Raw genomic sequence first — 17,028 nt, forward strand, 5'->3', positions numbered from 1 at the left:
GCGGTCCGGTACGATCCCGTGAGGCGCACACGTTCGGGGGGATGACCGGCGGTTCGGAGACGGACCTCGGTACTACTTTGCCGTCCGAACTACAAGTCACGCGCATGACCGAGGACAACTCACGCGAGCTGTACGACCGGGCGCTGTCGGTGATGCCTGGCGGCGTCAACTCGGCGGTCCGCGCAGCGATCGAACCCTATCCGTTCTTCGTCCAGAAAGGTGAGGGTGGCCACGTCATCGACGCCGATGGCAACCGCTACGTCGACTGGGTGCTCGGGCTCGGTCCGTTGCTCTTGGGCCACGATCTACCCGACCCCGTGCAGGCGGGCATCCAGCGGAAAGCCAGCGAGGGGCCGATGTACGGCACCCCGACTGAGGTCGAGGTCGACCTCGCTGAGTTCGTCGTCCGCCACGTCCCCAGCGTCGAGAAGATCCGCTTCGTCAACTCCGGCACCGAGGCGACCACCTCCGCGGTGCGGCTCGCGCGGGGGTACACCGGCCGGAACAAGATCGTCGTCATGCAGGGCGGCTACCACGGCGCACAGGAGTCGACGCTGGTCGAGGGCGACGCCGACGATCCGAAACCGTCCTCCGCGGGGATACCACAGTCGTTCTCCGAACACACGCTCCCGGTTCCCTTCAACGACGAGGACGCCATGCGCGAGGTGTTCGAGGAACACGGGGACGACATCGCAGCCGTCCTCACCGAGCCGATTCTGGGCAACTACGGCATCGTCTACCCCGAGGAGGGCTACCACGAGTTCCTCCGCGAGATCACCGACGAGCACGGCTCCTTGCTGATCTTCGACGAAGTGATCACCGGCTTCCGCGTCGGCGGCCTCGGCTGTGCCCAAAGCGAGTTCGGCGTCACCCCCGACCTGACCACCTTCGGAAAGATCATCGGCGGCGGCTTCCCCGTCGGTGCGATCGGCGGCCGCGCCGAAATTATCGAGCACTTCACCCCCTCCGGCGACGTCTTCCAAGCCGGCACCTTCTCCGGCCACCCCGTCACGATGGCCGCCGGCCTCGAGACCCTGCAGTTCGCCGCTGAAAACGACGTCTACGCCCACGTCAACGGGCTCGGCGACCGACTCCGGCGCGGGCTGACCGACATCGTCGCGGATCAGGCTCCCAGCTACACGGTAACCGGCACCGACAGCATGTTCAAGGTGATCTTCACGCGCGAGGGGCCGGGCCCCGACTCGCTCGAGGAGCAGTGTCCGGCGGGCTGTCGGCAGGACCCGACCTGTCCGCGCTACGACTACAGTCCCAAGAACGCCGGCGACGTGAAAAACGCCGAGACCGAGCGCTGGCGGCGCATCTTCTGGGGGAAGATGAAAGAGCAGGGCGTCTTCCTCTCGCAGAACCAGTTCGAGTGCCAGTTCGTCAGTTACGGTCACACCGAGGAAGACGTCGAGAAGACCCTCGAGGCCTACAAGGAAGCGCTGTAGCCGGATCACAGCGACTGTGTAGACGCAGTACGCGCGGTCGCCGACGTGTTCTCGCTCTCGAGCGGTTCAGCGTCCCCGTCGCTCGAGGCCGCCGGGAGTTCGACCGCGAAGCGGCTGCCCTCCGGGCCGGTTTCGGCGAGTTCGACGGTTCCGTCGTACCGCTCGGTCAGTCGGGCGACCAGATAGAGGCCCAGTCCGTGCGTGCTCCCGCGGCTCTCGACCCGATCGAAGAGGGACTCGAGTTCCGAATTGGGGATGCCGGGCCCGTTGTCCGCGATTTCGAAGCGGACGGTGTCGGGACCGGGGTCGACCGTCACCGAAACCCGCGGCGTCGCGGCGTCGTTGTGTTCGACCGCGTTCGAGAGGAGGTTCGCGAAGATGCGGGCGAGCAGGTCGTCGGCGCGGACGACCGCGCGGTCCGGAATCGACGCCTCCACGACGACCGAGTCGAACGTAGTCTCCAGTTTGCGGATTTCGTCGGCGACCACGTGAGCGGCGTCGACGGGCTCGGGTCGATAGTTCCGTTCGGTCGTCTGTAACAGCACGCGAACGTCGTCGATCACCGTCGACATGTCCTCCGATTCGTCGATGATGATCTCGAGCCACTCCCGGTTGCGCTCGTCGAGCGATCCCTCCGCGAGGAGCCGCGACGCGTAGCCGTTGATGATCGTCGCGGCGTTTAGCACCTCGTGGCGGAGGATGCTGTTGAGATAGCTGAGATACTCCCGTTGCTCCTCTACGTGTTCCGCTCGGAGCGCGGCGCGTTCGGCGGTTAGCGCGCGCTCGATGGAGCGGCCTTCGATACAGCCGACGAGCAACCCGGTCCCGGCACCGAAAGCCACGGCCCACCGGATCCACGAGAAGACCAGCACCTGCGATCCAGTCTGCACGACGGCGATGAGCGCGAGATTGACGAGCAGAAAGGTGGTGAGGCCGCCGAGACACCACCACCCGATCCGCGGGTACCGGTCCGGCGAGAGCGCGCCCGAACGGAGCCAGTAGCCGGCGTACGTGATCCCGACCAGAAAGGGCACGGACGTGACGGCCCCGACCAGAAACTGCCCGTCGGTGACCAGCGTCGGGTCGGTCGAGACGAGGAGACCGATTTCACAGAGCACGACGAACGCCAGTCCGATTCCGAGCCCGATCAAATACGCCGGGATCCGGTCCGTACAGGGGGTGGTGGCGTTCTCTGACCGTTGCATACCCTGCGGGTCACGATCGAATCGGTTAGCAGTTCCGGCCATCGCGGCCTCGCTGCCCCGTTTCGGCTGGATCGCGGTATCGAACGAAACGCAAAAAACGAACCGCGAACGCGAACCGTGACTCAGTCGTCGTCGCTGACCGTGTCGACGGCGTCGCGGTCGCCGAAGATGCGGTCCGCGATGACGTGACTGCTCGTCTCCGAGGCGGTCGCCTTCCGCTGGAAGAGCAACTTCGCGGCGACGTCCCACGCGAAGACGACCGCGCCGGCGATCAGCAGCGTGTCGCCGGGCATGCGCAGCCAGAACAGCGTCTGGACCAGCCCGCCGTTGTAGAACTCGAGGCCGCGCGAGGCGGCGTAGCCCTGCGTGAAGGCCGTCTCGAGCTGGAGGAAGCCGATGGGGAGCAGCGACAGGAAGATCATCGCCGCCAGCCCGACGTTACAGAGCCAGAACGACCAGCGCAGCCGTCGGCTCGTCCAGTGGCTGTCGCGGGTCGTGATCCGGAGGATGTAGACGGCCATCCCCATCGCGAGCAGGCCGAAGGCCCCGAACATCGCACCGTGGGCGTGGGCCACGGTGAGGTAGGTCCCGGTCTGGTAGTAGCTGATCAGCGGGAGGTTGATGAAGAAGCCGATCACGCCGGCCCCGAAGAAGTTCCAGACGCTCGAGGCGACGATGAAGTAGAAGGCCATCCGGTAGGGGAAGTCGGTGCCCGCGGTGTCCATCGCGCGGTACTGGCCGAGCGCCTCGTAGAGGATGAACAGCAGCGGGATGAACTCGAGGGTCGAGAAGACGCTGCCGATGGGCAGCCAGGCTTCGGGGAGGCCGACCCACCAGTAGTGGTGGGAGACGCCGATGATGCCACTGCCCATGACGAGCGCGGCCTGGAAGATGACCGCCTTCTCGGCCGATTTCTTCGTCAGGAGGTTCATCGAGACCAGCGTCAGCGCGATGACGACGACGATGAAGAACTCGAAGACGCCCTCGACCCACATGTGGACGACCCACCAGCGCCAGAACTCGGTCGTGACGATGTTGGTCTGGGGCGTGTAGAGGAAGCCGGCAATGAACAGCAGGCCGATCGACCCGCCGGCGTAGACGATCATGTGGCCCAGTCCGTAGCGGGGTTCGCGGTCGAGCAGCGGCTTGAACCCGCGCGCCACGAGGGCGGTCCAGCCGAGGAAGCCGACCAGCAGGCCGGCCTGCCAGATGCGACCGATCTCGAGGTACTCCAGTCCCTCGTTGCCGAGCAGCCACCACAGCTGGCCGTCGAAGACGTTGTTGATGCCCAGCCAGATGCCGGCCAGTCCGCCGACCGCGACGACGAGCAGGGCGCCGATCAGCCCCTTGACGTAGCGGGCCTGTTTCGGCGGTTCGCGGCCGGTCAGCAGCGGTGCGAGGAAGAGTCCGGCACCGAGCCACATCGTGGCGATCCAGAGCACGCCGAGGTCGACGTGCCACGTCCGGGCGATCGACCACGGGAGCCACTGGAGGATGTCGAACCCGATCAACTCGTTGAGGCCGAAGAAGCCGTCGCGCTCGACGTAGTAGTGTGCGAGCAGGCCGCCGAGGAACGTCTGGGCGGCAAACAGTAACGCGCCGATGAGGACGAATCGAGTACTCAACAGCTGGCTCGGCGTGAGATCGATCTCCCGCGGATGGGGGATCGAGACGCCGGCGGCCTCGGGTTCGGGGAGTTCGACGCTCTGGTAGAGCCAGATCGCGACCCCCGCCCCGGCGACCAGCAACACCATGGCGATGACGCTCCACGTCATCACCGGCCCGCCGGCCTCGTTGCCCGCGTCGGGCGAGTACGGCCAGTCGTTGGTGAACGACGCTTCGGAGCCGGGGCGCTCAGTGTGGGAGATCCACGCGGTCCACAGCGCGAAGTCGGCGAACTCCTCGGCCTCCTCGACGCTCGGGACCTGTCCCGCGGGCACGCCGCGCTCGCGGTCGCCCTCGTGGTAGCGCTCGACGTACTCCTCGCGGACCTGTTCGTGGGCGTAGACCTCCGCGTCGGAGTACTCGACCTGGTCGGGCTCGTAGCTACTCGACTGGAGTTCCTGCCGGACCTCCTGGTCGATCCCGGCCTGTACCGACGCGTTCAGTTGCGAGTAGTTCTGGCCGTGACGCTCCTGCGCGTAATACTCGCGCATGTGCTCGGTCTTCAACTCGAGCGCGTCGGCGGTGTAGTCGGTGTCGTAGTAACTGCCGTGGCCGAGTATGGAGCCCTGATTCATCAAGCCGTTCTCCTGGAAGACCGCCTTCCCGGATTGGACGTCGTCGCCCGTCGCGACCGTTTCGCCGTCCGGGCCGACGATCGTGTCGGGGATTTCCGGTTCGTTCGCGTAGGATAGCCACGCCCCACCGCCCATGACGATGAGATTCACGACGAAAATCGTCGCGAGGAAGGCGGCGAGTTGCTTTCTGGATATCTGCATGACAGTCCCAACTCGAACCCTACGCCCCGTCAAACGGCCCGTGAATTCCTACGATCTGGAAAAAGGTTCGAACTAGTTCGGGACAGCAGTTAGGGGTAAAACGTTCGTAGTCGTCACGTCGGTACAGTCTCGCTGAAGAACTGCTGTCTCGTCCGGTACCATAAGACGTCGCGAACTGTTCGATCGGCCGGTGCGATGGACGCGACTCAGTCGGCCGCCGTCACGATATCGTCCTGATAACTCGCGATTTCCTCGAGGACGGCCTCCCGGTCGTCCTCGCCGACATCGAACTCCACGAGCGCCTCGTCGAGGTGGGTCGCGATCGCCTGAAAGTCAGCGGGAGTGATGCCCATGTCCGCGTGGACGGCCGCCATCTCGCCGCCCGAGTACTCGACCGGGCCGCCGGTGACCGAACTGATGAACTGGGCCTGATGGGCGCGCTGTTTCTGCATGTCGACGTCGTCGAAGTAGCCTGCAACCTGTTCGTCCGCCATGACGCGGTCGTAGAACTCGTCGACGACGGCCGTGATCGCGTCTTCGCCACCGAGTCGTTCGTAAAGGGTTCCGCTCATCGGGCGTGTGTACTAAAGTTAGACGGATAAAATCCGGTCCGAACCAGTTCGATCGAAGGTGGGCATTTATCAGTCCCGTCGAATCCAACGGCGCGGTCGGGCAGCTCACGTGCCACGAGGGCGGATCGCACTCGCCGTCGGACAAGCGTGCGCTTTTCATACTCGAGGCACCGACTGCTGTCTATGAGAACGCGCGGGACGCTGCGACTGGCGACACGGGGGTCCGCACTCGCCCGGCGACAGGCTTCACTGGTGAAGGAAGCCTTGGAGGAACGCCGGTACGAGGTCGAACTCGTCACCGTGGAGACGACGGGGGACCAGATCCGGGACGAACTGATTCACCGGCTCGGGAAGACGGGCGCGTTCGTCCGCGAACTCGACGAGCGCGTCCTCGAGGGGGACCTCGACGCCGCGATCCACTCGATGAAGGACATGCCGACCGAACAGCCCGAGGAACTCGTGACCGCCGGGGTGCCAGAGCGAGGACGGCCGGGGGACGTCCTCATCACGCCCGACGGGGCGACGCTCTCGGAACTGCCCGACGGCGCGACCGTCGGCACCTCGAGTCTCCGACGACGTGCCCAACTGCTTTCGGAACGGGACGATCTCGCGGTCGAGCCGCTGCGCGGGAACGTCGATACGCGCATCGAAAAGCTGCTCGCGCCCGCGCTACAGGAAGAGCATCAGGAACGGACGGAAGCCGATAAAGAGCGGAAGGGCAACACGGGGGACGAGGACTTCGAGCCCGAGTACGACCGCACCACCGACGAGTGGTTCGACGACCTCTCGGAACTCGAGAAGGGCGCGCTCGGCCGCGAGGTCGAGACGGAGTACGACGCGATCGTCCTCGCGCAGGCGGGCCTCGAGCGCAGCGGGCTCGCACACTACGTCGAGTATCAGGAGTTGCCGACGGCGACGTTCGTCCCCGCACCGGGACAGGGGGCGCTCGCGGTGACCGCACGGGACGGCGAGACGGCCCGCGATATCCAGACCGCCATCGATCATCCGCGGAGTCGCGTCGAGACGACCGTCGAACGGACGGTGCTCGCGGAACTGGGCGGCGGCTGTATCGCCCCGGTCGGCATCTACGCGATCCTGCAGGGCGAGTACGTCCGCACGACCGTCACCGTCTTCGACCGCGACGGCGAGGAGTCGGTGACCGGGAGCCGGGATCTGCCCGTCGAGACCCACGCGGAGGCCGCCCGCGAGTTCGCGCGCGATCTCGCGGACCGCGGCGCGGCGGACCTCATCGCGGCGGCCCGCGAAGACGCCGATGGCGACGACGAGGGCGTCTCCGAGGAAAATAAGCCCGAGGGGAAGTAGCTAGCGAGTACCGAATGTCAGGAGACACCATCGACGCCGAACCGGGCACCGTCTACCTCGTCGGCAGCGGCCCCGGCGACCCCGACCTGCTGACCGTCAAAGCGAAGCGCCTGCTCGAGGCCGCGGACGTCGTCCTCCACGACAAGCTCCCCGGCCCGGAAATCATCGAGACCCTCCCCGAGGACCGCCGCGAGGACGTCGGCAAGCGCGCCGGCGGCGAGCGCACGCCCCAGTCCGAGATCAACGAGCGACTGGTCGAACTCGCCCGCGAGGGCGAGTCCGTCGTCCGACTCAAGGGCGGCGACTCCTTCGTCTTCGGCCGCGGCGGCGAGGAAGCGGAGTATCTGGCGGCCCGCGAGGTTCCCTTCGAGGTCGTCCCCGCCGTCACCTCGGCGATCGCCGCGCCCGCGGTGGCCGGCATCCCGGTGACACACCGCGATCACGCCTCCTCGGTTTCCTTCGTCACGGGCCACGAGGACCCCACGAAAGAGGAGTCCGCAGTCGACTGGGACGCGCTGGCCGCGACCGGCGGCACCATCGTCGTCCTGATGGGCGTCGGCCGCCTGCCGGATTACACCAAAGCGCTGCGCGAGGCCGGCATGGCCCCCGAAACGCCGGTCGCGCTCGTCGAGCGCGGCACGTGGCCGGGTCAGCAGGTCGCGACGGGCACCCTCGAGACCATCGTCGACGCCCGCGACGAGGCGGGGATCTCGCCGCCCGCGGTGACCGTGATCGGCGACGTGGCGGGAACCCGCGAGTCGGTGGTCGACTTCCTGCGAAACGACTACGGCGCGGCCGAAGGGGAGGAGTACCGATGACTGACACGCCCACCGTCGCCGTTTTCCGGCCCGACGACGACCGCCTCGAGCGAGCCGCCGACCTGCTCGCGGACCTCGGTGCCGAGCCGGTTCCGGATCCGATGCTCGCGGTCGAGGCGACCGACGCCACGCCCCGGACCGACGCCGACTACGTCGTCTTCACGAGCAAGACCGGCGCGGAACTCGTCTCCGCGGCGGGTTGGGAGCCGAGCAGCGAGACCGTCTGTGCGATCGGCCCCGCGACGGCCGAGGCACTCCGCGACGAGGGGTACGCGGTCGATCTCGTTCCCGAGGAGTTCACCTCGAGCGGATTGGTTTCCGCCCTCGAAAGTCAGGTCGACGGCGCGCGCGTCGAAGTCGCTCGCAGCGACCACGGCAGCCCGGTGTTGCTCGAGGGACTCGAGAACGCGGGCGCGTACGTCCACGAGACGATTCTCTACCGACTCGCCCGTCCCGAGGGAAGCGGCGACTCGGCGCGACTGGCCGCCGACGGCGACCTCGACGCCGCCTGTTTCACCTCGTCGCTGACCGTCGCGCACTTCCTCGAGGCCGCCGCCGAGCGGGGGATCCGCGAGGACGCACTCGCGGGGCTCGCGGACGCCACCGTCGGCGTCATCGGCGAGCCGACGGCAGAAACGGCGGCGGAGAAGGGGATCGACATCGACGTGGTGCCCGCGGAAGCGACCTTCGAGGCGCTCGCGCGGGAGACGCTCGCGGCGACGCCGGTTCCAAAGGAGTAACGAGCGCGTTTTCGCATCGCTTCGGCCGTCTCGTTCGAGCCGCGCGTCGACCGATCCGCGGGTTTATGAGCGAAGCCGCCCCACTGTTCCCCGATGGCAGGGCCGGTTCCCGAACTCGAGGATCGCGCGGTAACGTGCGCCGAACGGCTGTGCGACGCCGATCGCGTGCTGCTCGCTTCGCACATCGACGCCGACGGGCTCACCAGCGCCGCGATCGCCGCACAGGCCCTCGAGCGGGCTGCGATCCCCTTCGAGACGGTCTTCGAGAAGCAACTCGACGAGGACGCGGTCGCCGCGATCGCGGCGACCGACTACGACACCGTTCTCTTCACCGACTTCGGGAGCGGCCAACTCGATATCATCGGCGACCACGAGGCGGCGGGCGATTTCACCCCCGTTATCGCGGACCACCACCAGCCCGCCGACCGAGAGACTGAGTACCACCTCAACCCGCTGCTGTTCGGGATCAACGGGGCCTCGGAGCTGTCCGGAGCCGGGGCGAGTTACGTCCTCGCGCGGGCGCTAGCGTCGGTTTCTAACACCGAACCGGACCCTGCAGTCGCGGCGGATGGAGGCATCGTCACCGCGTCGGGAGCGACGAACGTCCGCGCCGACAACCGCGACCTCGCCGCCCTCGCGGTCGTCGGCGCGGTCGGCGACATGCAGGCCTCCGGCGGCGAACTCCACGGCGCGAACGCGGGCATCGTCGAGGAGGGGGTCGACGCCGGCGTCCTCGAGACGGGCAAGGACCTCGCACTCTACGGGAAACAGACCCGGCCGCTCCCGAAACTGCTCGAGTACGCGACCGACGTTCACATTCCGGGGATCTCGAACGACGAAAACGGCGCGCTGCGATTCCTCGACGGCCTCGATCTCGAGTTGAAACGCGACGGGGAGTGGCGGCGCTGGGCCGGGCTGACCAACGACGAGAAACAGACCGTCGCCAGCGCGCTCGTCCAACGAGCCGTCTCGAGCGGCGTCCCAGCAAAAAAGATCGACCAACTCGTGAGTACGGCCTACGTCTTGAGCGAGGAGCCCGTCGGCACCGAGCTCCGGGACGCAAGCGAATTCTCGACCCTGCTGAACGCGACCGCGCGCTACGAACGAGCCGACGTGGGGCTCGGCGTCTGTCTCGGCGATCGAGACGGCGCGCTCGAGCGCGCGCGACAACTCCTGCGCGAACACCGGCGGAACCTCTCGAACGGGATCGACCTCGTCACTCGCGAGGGCGCGACCCAGGAGGACCACGTCCAGTGGTTCCACGCGGGCGACGAAATTCGCGAGACCATCGTCGGCATCGTCGCGGGCATGGCGATGGGAAATCAGGGGATCAGCCGCTCGAAGCCGATCATCGCCTTCGCGGAGAAGAGCGCGGGGCACGGCTCCGCGAACCGGAGCGGCGACGCCGCGGAGGACGACGACGAGGTCAAAGTCTCCTCGCGGGGCACCCACTCGCTCGTCCGACAGGGACTCGACCTCTCGGTCGTGATGGGCGAGGCCTCCCGCGCTGTAGGCGGCGACGGCGGCGGCCACGACGTCGCGGCGGGAGCAACGGTGCCGAAAGGTACGGAAGAGGCGTTCGTCGAGCACGCCGACGAAATCGTCGGCGAGCAACTCTCGTAACGGAGACGATTCCCAGCGTTGCCGACTCGAGACCCGATTACGTCGATCTGTCCATCGAGGCCGGCACCGTCGGCAGCAACGGTGCGCGCGAAGTGAACATGTACGCCGTCTTCCGCACCGCACCTTTGCCGTACTGAACCGCGCTCTTGCGGATCGGCGTGCGCTTGCCGTGGATCTGGGTCCGGCCCTCGAGGATCGCATCGACGAGGTCGTCGCCGTCGATATCGGCCTTCGTCGGGTTCGCCGTGTCGGGGGTCACGAGAACCTCGGTGAAGGCCTTACCCACGTTCGGCAGGTAGTGGGCGTCGCTGGCTCCGATCTGGGGATAGTCGCGACGCGTCGCGAAGGTGCGAGCACGCCGGTTTCGGTAGCCGGTAAAGACCATCGAATTGTAGGTCTCGATAGCGTCGGCGTCGTCGATATTGCGTTTCCGGACGCCGTGACGGCTGCGCTGAAAGGGGTGGGGGACGATCGCCACGCCGCCGAGTTCGCGGACGGTCTCGACGGTCTCCATGAACGGCCGGCCGGGATCGGGACGCTTCTCGACGCCGATCGCGAGCAGGTGACCCTGTTGGGTCGAAACCTCGACGCCGGGAATGCCGATCAACCCGTATTTCGGTGCGAGGTCGGCGGCGCGCAGCGATTCGTCGATCTCGTCGTGGTCGGTGATGACGACGCCGTCGAGTCCGATATCGGCGGCGTGTTCCAGGATGAGTTCGATCGGTTCGTGCCCGTCGTAGGAGTCGTCGGAGTGGACGTGAAAGTCGATCGCGAACGGAATCTGAGTGGTCATGGGGATGCCAGGTATCAGGTGCGGCGGAAGTCGCTACCACCAATAGCTCGTTGTCGCGCATAAACACTGCGCTGCTGACCGGCAGTAGCGCGCTGTTCGGAATTCAATATATCGTTATGTGGTTTGTGACTCGAGTCGGACAGTCGTGAGGGAGACCGAGTTCGAACGGAAGACACAGCGATACGGCAAAAACCGGCGAAATGAGTGGTTGGAGATCAGACGCGTCTCGAGCGGACTCTACAGCGATCTCGCGGACGACCGGCGATCAGGAGCGACTATCGAGCTGGTATCGACAGCGCTGCGCTCGAGTTTTCAGCGGAACACGATTGCAAGCACCGCGATCGAATCGTAACTCTCCCCGTCCTTGTCGGCGAGTTCGCTCTCGGCAATCCGGTACTCCCTGTTCACGTCCCGGGTGCGATGACCGCGGGCGGGCAAGAAAACGACCGAGGTCGTCGGCCTCGCAAGCGAGTTCGAGCGCGTCGATGGAGATTCGCGCGAGTGGGATGCAATCGTGGAACGAATCGGTTGCGAGGAGTCCCCCATCTGCTCCGACTGCGAGTCTGACCCACCGGAGGACCAGAGCAGTCGAACGACAGCCGTCGGCGTCGGTCCTCGAGGAGGCTGGAGAGGTGAGCACGTCGATGTCCTCCATCCTTCCGGTCCGAGGACGGCGAGACGGCGTCGTGGCCGGCAGCGGTTCGCGATCTCGTTCGGATCGGTCGTCCCCGGCGATGGCCTCGAAGTTCGAGCGGTCAATACCGGCGATTTCGCCGCTTCACGAGACGCTAATCCTCCGCTCGAGCAGTTCGTCCGGTGATTCGTCGTCAACTCACCCGCTCGCGCCGAGGAGCGAGACCGTCATACCCGACTGGTTCGGAAAGCGGCGGAGTCCCTCGAACGCCACACCACATCACGCGGCCAGTGATAGCTCAGTCGCTCGAGATCGATGTGTCGACCTGTTCGTCTGCTGGCGTTCGCGGACTCGAGCGGGCCGAATCACGCCGTGCGCATTCAAGGAATGAATCATATAACGATATACTAAATTCGACCAACGGACGGACGAGGGGTCGCCGTGGCGAATTGGTAGGGCAGCCTAAACTTCGATGGACTTATCATGGTTTAGGTTGGCCTAAACAATAACTGATCCGACGACGGGAGCGCGGAGACGGGCCGTTCGGCGGGGTTGCAGTACGGCACTCGTCCGTCGAGCACGGTCCGCGCGGAGCCCGCGGCGGAGAAACGACTGGAGGAAACCCATGGTCGGAACCACACTCAGAGAGATTCGCCATCACATCGAACAGTTGGCCAGCGACGACGGGTCGTACTACGTCGTCTGCGCTCGCTCCGGCGAACGGCCCGTCCCGGTCGCCGGCCAGCGCTTTGCGACCCGCACGGACGCGGCCGACGCCGCACGGGCCACCGAACAGTACCGCGCCGCGCTCAGACGGTACGATCCGCAGTTACCCTACTACGATCCGGTCGCCTGTCAGGAGCGACCGGCCGACGCGGACGGAGATGCGGACACGAAGACGGACGAGGCCACTCACGGTTCCGCTCGAGCAGGACCGAAAACCCAAGCGCAGCCGTCGAGCAGTGGAACGCAAGGGAGTCGGGACGACCCGCTGATCAGTTTCTGCCACGACGTCTCGGGGGCCGTCTTCGAGTCGCTCTCGGTCCGGGAACACGAGGACGCCGAGCGGGCGATCATGGAGACGTATATGGCCGCCGCCGAAGCGACGATCGATCGGAACACGCTCTGTCTGGTTCTACTCGAGGCGATGGCGTCGGAACTCGAGGCGCATCTGAGCGCAACGGAACGGACCGAGGTGCTGCAAGCGGCAGCGGCGAATCTCTCACCGGTCGAGCCGGCGGACGATCCGGTCGACGAGAGCCTCGCGTTCCTGGATTCGCTGTCGCTGGTCCGAGAGTACGGCGTCACGCGGGATTCGGCCGACGCGACCGGCGACATCTGGACCGTCTCCCTGCGAGGATACGTCATCGAGTGCGGCGAGCAACGGTTCCCGACGCTGCCGATCGGGATCGATATCCTGCGTCGGTCGGCGACGACGACCGCAGCGCTCGGCGTGACCGACGTCACCGCACTCGGCGACGGTGACTGGCAGTTCGTCCTGACGAGCGACACGGAGGCGACCGGCGGACTCGTCTGTACGCGGGAGGCGGAGCAATGACCGGGTCGACGGCGGCCCACCGGGCGCTCGAGCATCTCGAGGTGGAGGAAGACGCCGTTGCAGAGCGCGGGGAAGCCTTCGAGGCCTTCGCGGAGCGCGTGCGGGCGGTGCCGGCGAAACCCCCCGCGTCGGCGGGAATCCAACAAGCGACCGCGGCGACACCGGTGGCGACGGCGGGCGTACAGGGATCGACCCCTGAAGTGTCCGGAGACCGCTGTGTCACCGTCCGGGAGGCGTTCGCCGAAACGGTCCGGCCACACAGCACCGCCGACCTCGAGGACGAGGAATCGCTCGCCGAGACGATCGCGGCGGAGTTGACCGAGGACATCGCCGTCGCGCTCGCGACCGAAACCGGGTGGACGCCGCCGCTCAAACGGGCCGTTCTCGCGGAGATCGGGAACAGACAACGGGAGGTGACGGCGCTCCAAGACACCCTGCAAAACGAACGGGACACGCTCGAGGCAGCGATCGACGAAATCGACGAGATCGTTGCGTGGCTGCAGTCGACGGCCGACGAGTCACTCTTACAGTGTGACTTCGAGACGCTGCGGGCGAAACACGAGCGGCTCGCGACCTATCGGGAGCGACTCGAGGAGCGGACCGAAGCGCGGCAAGCACAGTTTACCGGGTCGACGAATCGCTACGGTCCGGGCGGGACTCGGTATCGAACGGTGGTAGCATCGCTTTACTCGGCGTGTTCGGCCCGGTATCCGCTCCTCTCGAGTACGACGCGGTTGTACGGAATCTGTGGGGATTGTCAGGAAACGGTTCGAGCGCACCTGACCCGGCGCGTGTGACGGTCCCGGGTGCGGTCGCCAGGTATCGAGGTGCCGTCGGCACTATTTCGGCCGGGAGAGGCCGTTCGGAACGAGATCGGTGAGGGAGACGCTGTCGAGTACTTCGCCCACCTCGAGTGCGTCGTCGGCCGCCGAGACGGTGTCGTGAATGCGGTGCATACAGTCGAGCAGGCCGTCGACGGCGGCCCGTTGCGTCGAGACGCGGCCGATCGACTCGGTGATCGTCCGGTCCGCGAGGAAGTACCGATATCGGAGCTCCCAGCACCGACAGATGCCCAGACCCGGGTGGGATCGGTCGGCGATGGTCGCCTCCGCGATCAGTTCGATCGGCGGCCGGCTGTGACGATAGGTGAACCGATCGTTTCGGAGTTCGGCGAGCCCCCATCTCGGCGGCAACGCCTCGCGCGGAATGGGGTCCTGATCAGCAGCCATGTGCGTCGATATCGCCCAGAACGGGAGTGTCCGTTCCGCTTGCAAGCGCACGCTCCTATATAGGGACCCCCTACAGCATCAACTGTGTGTTACGTCTCCGAGCCGCGAGTCGGGTCCGAACGCAACGCGATCCTACCAGAGCCGATCGATCCGGAGGAGGACCCGCCGAGCGGGGGCAATCGTCCGACTTTTAGTGTCGCTACCGTTGGACTACGGTATGGCCGACTTCGATCCCGACAAGTTCGAGGACAAGTACGCCAACTACTTCCCCGAACTGCAGCAGGCGTACAAGAACGCGTTCAACCGTATGAACGACCAATACGACTCCGAGCTGGTCCACGCGATCGACCAGCAAGTCCTCAACGAGAGCGAACCGTTCTACGAAGGGGACGGCGAGTTCCGCGTCGAACTCCCCGACGACCCCTACGGACGGGTCTCCGGCGTGCTCGTCGAGGAAGACCGGTTCGAAACGGTACTCGAGACCCACGTCGAGGAGATCGAAACCGAACTGCAGCGCGTCTTCGGCTTCCAGTAACACGGAGTTCGGCCGTCCGCGCGTCGCGGTCGCCGGCAGCCGAACATGGAGGACGGAAGGTTTAGGGGGGCTGATACCCAATGGATTTCTATGAGCACCGAGACCCAGAACGACGGGGACGACCTCGAGGACCGCGTGACGAACTTCCTGCGACGGAACTTCCCGCAGATTCAGATGCACGGCGGCAGCGCGGCGATTCAGGACATCGATCGCGAGACCGGTGAAGTCAGCATCGCCCTCGGTGGCGCGTGCAGTGGCTGCGGTATCTCGCCGATGACGATTCAGGCGATCAAGAGCCGAATGGTCAAGGAGATCCCCGAGGTCGAGAAGGTCAACGCCTCCACCGGCATGGACGGCGGCGAAGAGGAGATGGGCGGCATGAGCCCCTCCTTCCCCGGCGAGACCGTCGACGACGACGGCGGCGAAGCCGACGAAGGCCCGGAAGCACCGTTCTAACGCCTCGTCCGCGCGGTTCCGAACCGACGGTTTTGCTATTTTAGCCGCATAGCACCGGCGCCGGGTGTGACCGACTTCGGTCGCTCAGTCTCTGATCACCGCGAGAAGCGAAGACGGATCACCGCACGTCTCGACCGCGTTCCCACGTCCTGAGCAGCGCCGCGAGTGTCTGATTCGTCGGGACCTCGAGGCCGTGATCGGCCGCGCGGTCGACGACGTAGCCGTTGATCGCGTCGATTTCGGTGCGGCGGTCGGCCAGCACGTCTTGGCGCATGGAGGACGTGTTGGCGGCCGTCGCCTCGGCGACCCCTTCCATCGCGGCCAGCGCGTCGCGGTCCGACAGGGTAACGTCGCAGGCGCGAGCGACGCGTGCCGTCTCGCGGGCGGCGCTACGTGCGAGGTCAGTGGCCGGCTCCGCGAGGACGGCACCGTTTTCCGTCGCGGTCAGGGCCGTCACCGGGTTGATCGCCGCGTTGACCGCGAGTTTCTCCCACAGGCGGCGGGGCATGTCGTCGGCGACGGTCGTCTCGAGGCCGGCGGCCGCGAACGCCTCGCCGATCCGATCCGCGGTATTCGAGGGGCCGCCGTCGCGAGCGCCCAGCACGACCTCGCCGACGCCGGTACAGTCGACGACGCCCGGTTCCCGCAGGACCGCGCCGTAGGTCGCCGTGCCGGCGAGGACCGGGGCCTCGAGCCGCGCCGCGAGCGTCGCCTCGTTTCCCATCCCGTTCTGCAGCGAGAGCACGGCCTCGAACGACCCCGTCGCGAGCGCCTCCGCGGCCGCGGCGGTGTCGAACGATTTGACCGCCACGATCGCGAGGTCCGCCTCGAGACCCGTTCCGTTGGTCGTCGCCGCCGGAAACACGCGGTCGGGATACTCGGCTCCGACCCCCTCGAGGCGCAGTCCCGACTCGCGAACGGCGTCGGCGTGGGCCGCTCGAGCGACGAGGGTGACCGCGTGTTCGCGCGCGAGCAGTCCGCCGACGAGACTGCCGAGACTCCCCGCACCGAACACGACGATATCCATGGCTCGAGGTGGAACGAGCGGAATAAAAACGGTTGTCGTCTGGGATCAGGGGAGGCAGGCGGCCGTGCTCAGTCCTCGGTCCAGTAGTACAGGTCCTCACGGTCGGTGCCGCCCCGTTTTCGGGATACAGTGTCCGCCTCGAGCCCCAATCGTCGCTGCTCGCGGAGCGTGCGAATTGCCCGCACGAATCGACGTCGCGAGCTGGAATAAATCCTATTTCGATATATAGAATTGAGGAGTGAGGGCGAGCACCGAACCGATCGGTCGATGCCGCCTCGAGTCAGTCCTCGGTCCAGTACATCAGATCTTCCCGCTGCGTGTCGCAGTTCGGACATTCGTCGGGGAGACCGCCCTCGATGTCGCCCATTTCACCGCACTCCATACAGCGCCACATCAAGTGGGCCTCGCCGAACGACTGCCCCGAACGGGCATGTTCGACGCTCATCGCCTCGGCTCCCTCGCGAGTGGTGACGAAGAAGCCGCTCTGTTCGAAGCCGCGAATGCGTCCGATTTCGTTCCCATCCCCGTCGTAGACCGTCTGTCCGAAGTTGAGGTTCTCCACCTCTTCGACGGCCTCCTCCTCGCCCTCTTTCGTCGGTGTCTCGCCAGTCTCGACCATGGGA

16 protein-coding genes are annotated in these 17,028 nt (G+C 66.3%); 9 read left to right on the plus strand and 7 right to left on the minus strand.

Annotation, left to right across the window (positions count from 1 at the left end):
• Positions 1-104 precede the first annotated feature (104 nt).
• The gene (hemL, locus tag ACT4ML_RS10755) at positions 105-1,451 is read left to right on the plus strand and encodes a glutamate-1-semialdehyde 2,1-aminomutase (RefSeq protein WP_444720864.1); all 1,347 of its coding nucleotides are present in this window, start codon (positions 105-107) and stop codon (positions 1,449-1,451) included.
• A 5-nt stretch (positions 1,452-1,456) separates the two neighbouring features.
• Here the strand turns inward: hemL and ACT4ML_RS10760 are convergent, their stop codons facing one another.
• The 3 genes from ACT4ML_RS10760 to ACT4ML_RS10770 all read right to left on the minus strand — a co-directional run bounded on the left by ACT4ML_RS10760 (position 1,457) and on the right by ACT4ML_RS10770 (position 5,669).
• The gene (locus ACT4ML_RS10760; protein ID WP_444720865.1) at positions 1,457-2,656 is read right to left on the minus strand and encodes a sensor histidine kinase; all 1,200 of its coding nucleotides are present in this window, start codon (positions 2,654-2,656) and stop codon (positions 1,457-1,459) included.
• Positions 2,657-2,778: 122 nt separating this feature from the next.
• Positions 2,779-5,097, minus strand: a complete 2,319-nt coding sequence (locus tag ACT4ML_RS10765) for a nitric-oxide reductase large subunit (RefSeq protein WP_444720866.1) — start codon at positions 5,095-5,097, stop codon at positions 2,779-2,781.
• A gap of 206 nt (positions 5,098-5,303) precedes the next feature.
• Entirely contained in the window at positions 5,304-5,669 is a 366-nt protein-coding gene (locus ACT4ML_RS10770; protein WP_444720867.1) for a group I truncated hemoglobin, read from the minus strand.
• Between the two features lie 183 nt (positions 5,670-5,852).
• On the opposite strand from ACT4ML_RS10770, the gene hemC reads away from it, so the two are divergent.
• The 4 genes from hemC (at position 5,853) to ACT4ML_RS10790 (ending at position 10,173) form a co-directional block, all read left to right on the plus strand.
• Positions 5,853-6,992, plus strand: a complete 1,140-nt coding sequence (gene hemC / locus ACT4ML_RS10775) for a hydroxymethylbilane synthase (RefSeq protein WP_444720868.1) — start codon at positions 5,853-5,855, stop codon at positions 6,990-6,992.
• A gap of 14 nt (positions 6,993-7,006) precedes the next feature.
• Positions 7,007-7,810 (plus strand): uroporphyrinogen-III C-methyltransferase, encoded by an 804-nt coding sequence (gene cobA / locus ACT4ML_RS10780; RefSeq protein ID WP_444720869.1) that lies wholly within the window; start codon positions 7,007-7,009, stop codon positions 7,808-7,810.
• Positions 7,807-8,550 carry a uroporphyrinogen-III synthase gene (locus ACT4ML_RS10785; protein ID WP_444720870.1) on the plus strand — a complete coding sequence of 248 codons (744 nt, stop codon included), beginning with the start codon at positions 7,807-7,809 and terminating at the stop codon, positions 8,548-8,550. Before cobA ends, ACT4ML_RS10785 begins: the two co-directional genes overlap by 4 nt.
• Before the next feature lie 93 nt (positions 8,551-8,643).
• Positions 8,644-10,173 carry a DHHA1 domain-containing protein gene (locus tag ACT4ML_RS10790; protein ID WP_444720871.1) on the plus strand — a complete coding sequence of 510 codons (1,530 nt, stop codon included), beginning with the start codon at positions 8,644-8,646 and terminating at the stop codon, positions 10,171-10,173.
• Between the two features lie 37 nt (positions 10,174-10,210).
• Here the strand turns inward: ACT4ML_RS10790 and ACT4ML_RS10795 are convergent, their stop codons facing one another.
• Positions 10,211-10,966: a PHP-associated domain-containing protein gene (locus ACT4ML_RS10795; protein ID WP_444720872.1), complete on the minus strand. Its 756-nt coding sequence runs from the start codon at positions 10,964-10,966 to the stop codon at positions 10,211-10,213.
• 1,259 nt (positions 10,967-12,225) lie between these two features.
• Here ACT4ML_RS10795 and ACT4ML_RS10800 point away from each other — a divergent pair.
• Positions 12,226-13,158, plus strand: coding sequence for a DUF7551 domain-containing protein (locus tag ACT4ML_RS10800; RefSeq protein WP_444720873.1), 933 nt, complete (start codon positions 12,226-12,228; stop codon positions 13,156-13,158).
• Complete coding sequence (locus ACT4ML_RS10805; protein WP_444720874.1) at positions 13,155-13,955, plus strand: DUF7260 family protein; 801 nt, start codon at positions 13,155-13,157, stop codon at positions 13,953-13,955. The genes ACT4ML_RS10800 and ACT4ML_RS10805 overlap by 4 nt, the downstream gene beginning before the upstream one ends.
• A gap of 42 nt (positions 13,956-13,997) precedes the next feature.
• Here ACT4ML_RS10805 and ACT4ML_RS10810 read toward each other — a convergent pair whose 3' ends face one another.
• Positions 13,998-14,387, minus strand: coding sequence for a hypothetical protein (locus ACT4ML_RS10810; protein ID WP_138246620.1), 390 nt, complete (start codon positions 14,385-14,387; stop codon positions 13,998-14,000).
• 217 nt (positions 14,388-14,604) lie between these two features.
• Here ACT4ML_RS10810 and ACT4ML_RS10815 point away from each other — a divergent pair, with 217 nt between their 5' ends.
• Both ACT4ML_RS10815 and ACT4ML_RS10820 read left to right on the plus strand, forming a co-directional pair.
• Complete coding sequence (locus tag ACT4ML_RS10815) at positions 14,605-14,922, plus strand: DUF5783 family protein (RefSeq protein ID WP_444720875.1); 318 nt, start codon at positions 14,605-14,607, stop codon at positions 14,920-14,922.
• 90 nt (positions 14,923-15,012) lie between these two features.
• Positions 15,013-15,378: a NifU family protein gene (locus ACT4ML_RS10820; protein WP_006432108.1), complete on the plus strand. Its 366-nt coding sequence runs from the start codon at positions 15,013-15,015 to the stop codon at positions 15,376-15,378.
• A gap of 118 nt (positions 15,379-15,496) precedes the next feature.
• Here ACT4ML_RS10820 and ACT4ML_RS10825 read toward each other — a convergent pair whose 3' ends face one another.
• Both ACT4ML_RS10825 and ACT4ML_RS10830 read right to left on the minus strand, forming a co-directional pair.
• Positions 15,497-16,405, minus strand: a complete 909-nt coding sequence (locus tag ACT4ML_RS10825) for a ketopantoate reductase family protein (RefSeq protein WP_444720876.1) — start codon at positions 16,403-16,405, stop codon at positions 15,497-15,499.
• A gap of 280 nt (positions 16,406-16,685) precedes the next feature.
• A complete protein-coding gene (locus tag ACT4ML_RS10830; protein WP_444720877.1) occupies positions 16,686-17,024 on the minus strand; it encodes a DUF7130 family rubredoxin-like protein in 339 nt (112 codons plus the stop codon).
• Positions 17,025-17,028: the final 4 nt, after the last annotated feature.

The sequence above is a fragment of the Natrinema sp. LN54 genome (genome assembly GCF_052439245.1).
Lineage (GTDB): Archaea > Halobacteriota > Halobacteria > Halobacteriales > Natrialbaceae > Natrinema > Natrinema versiforme_A.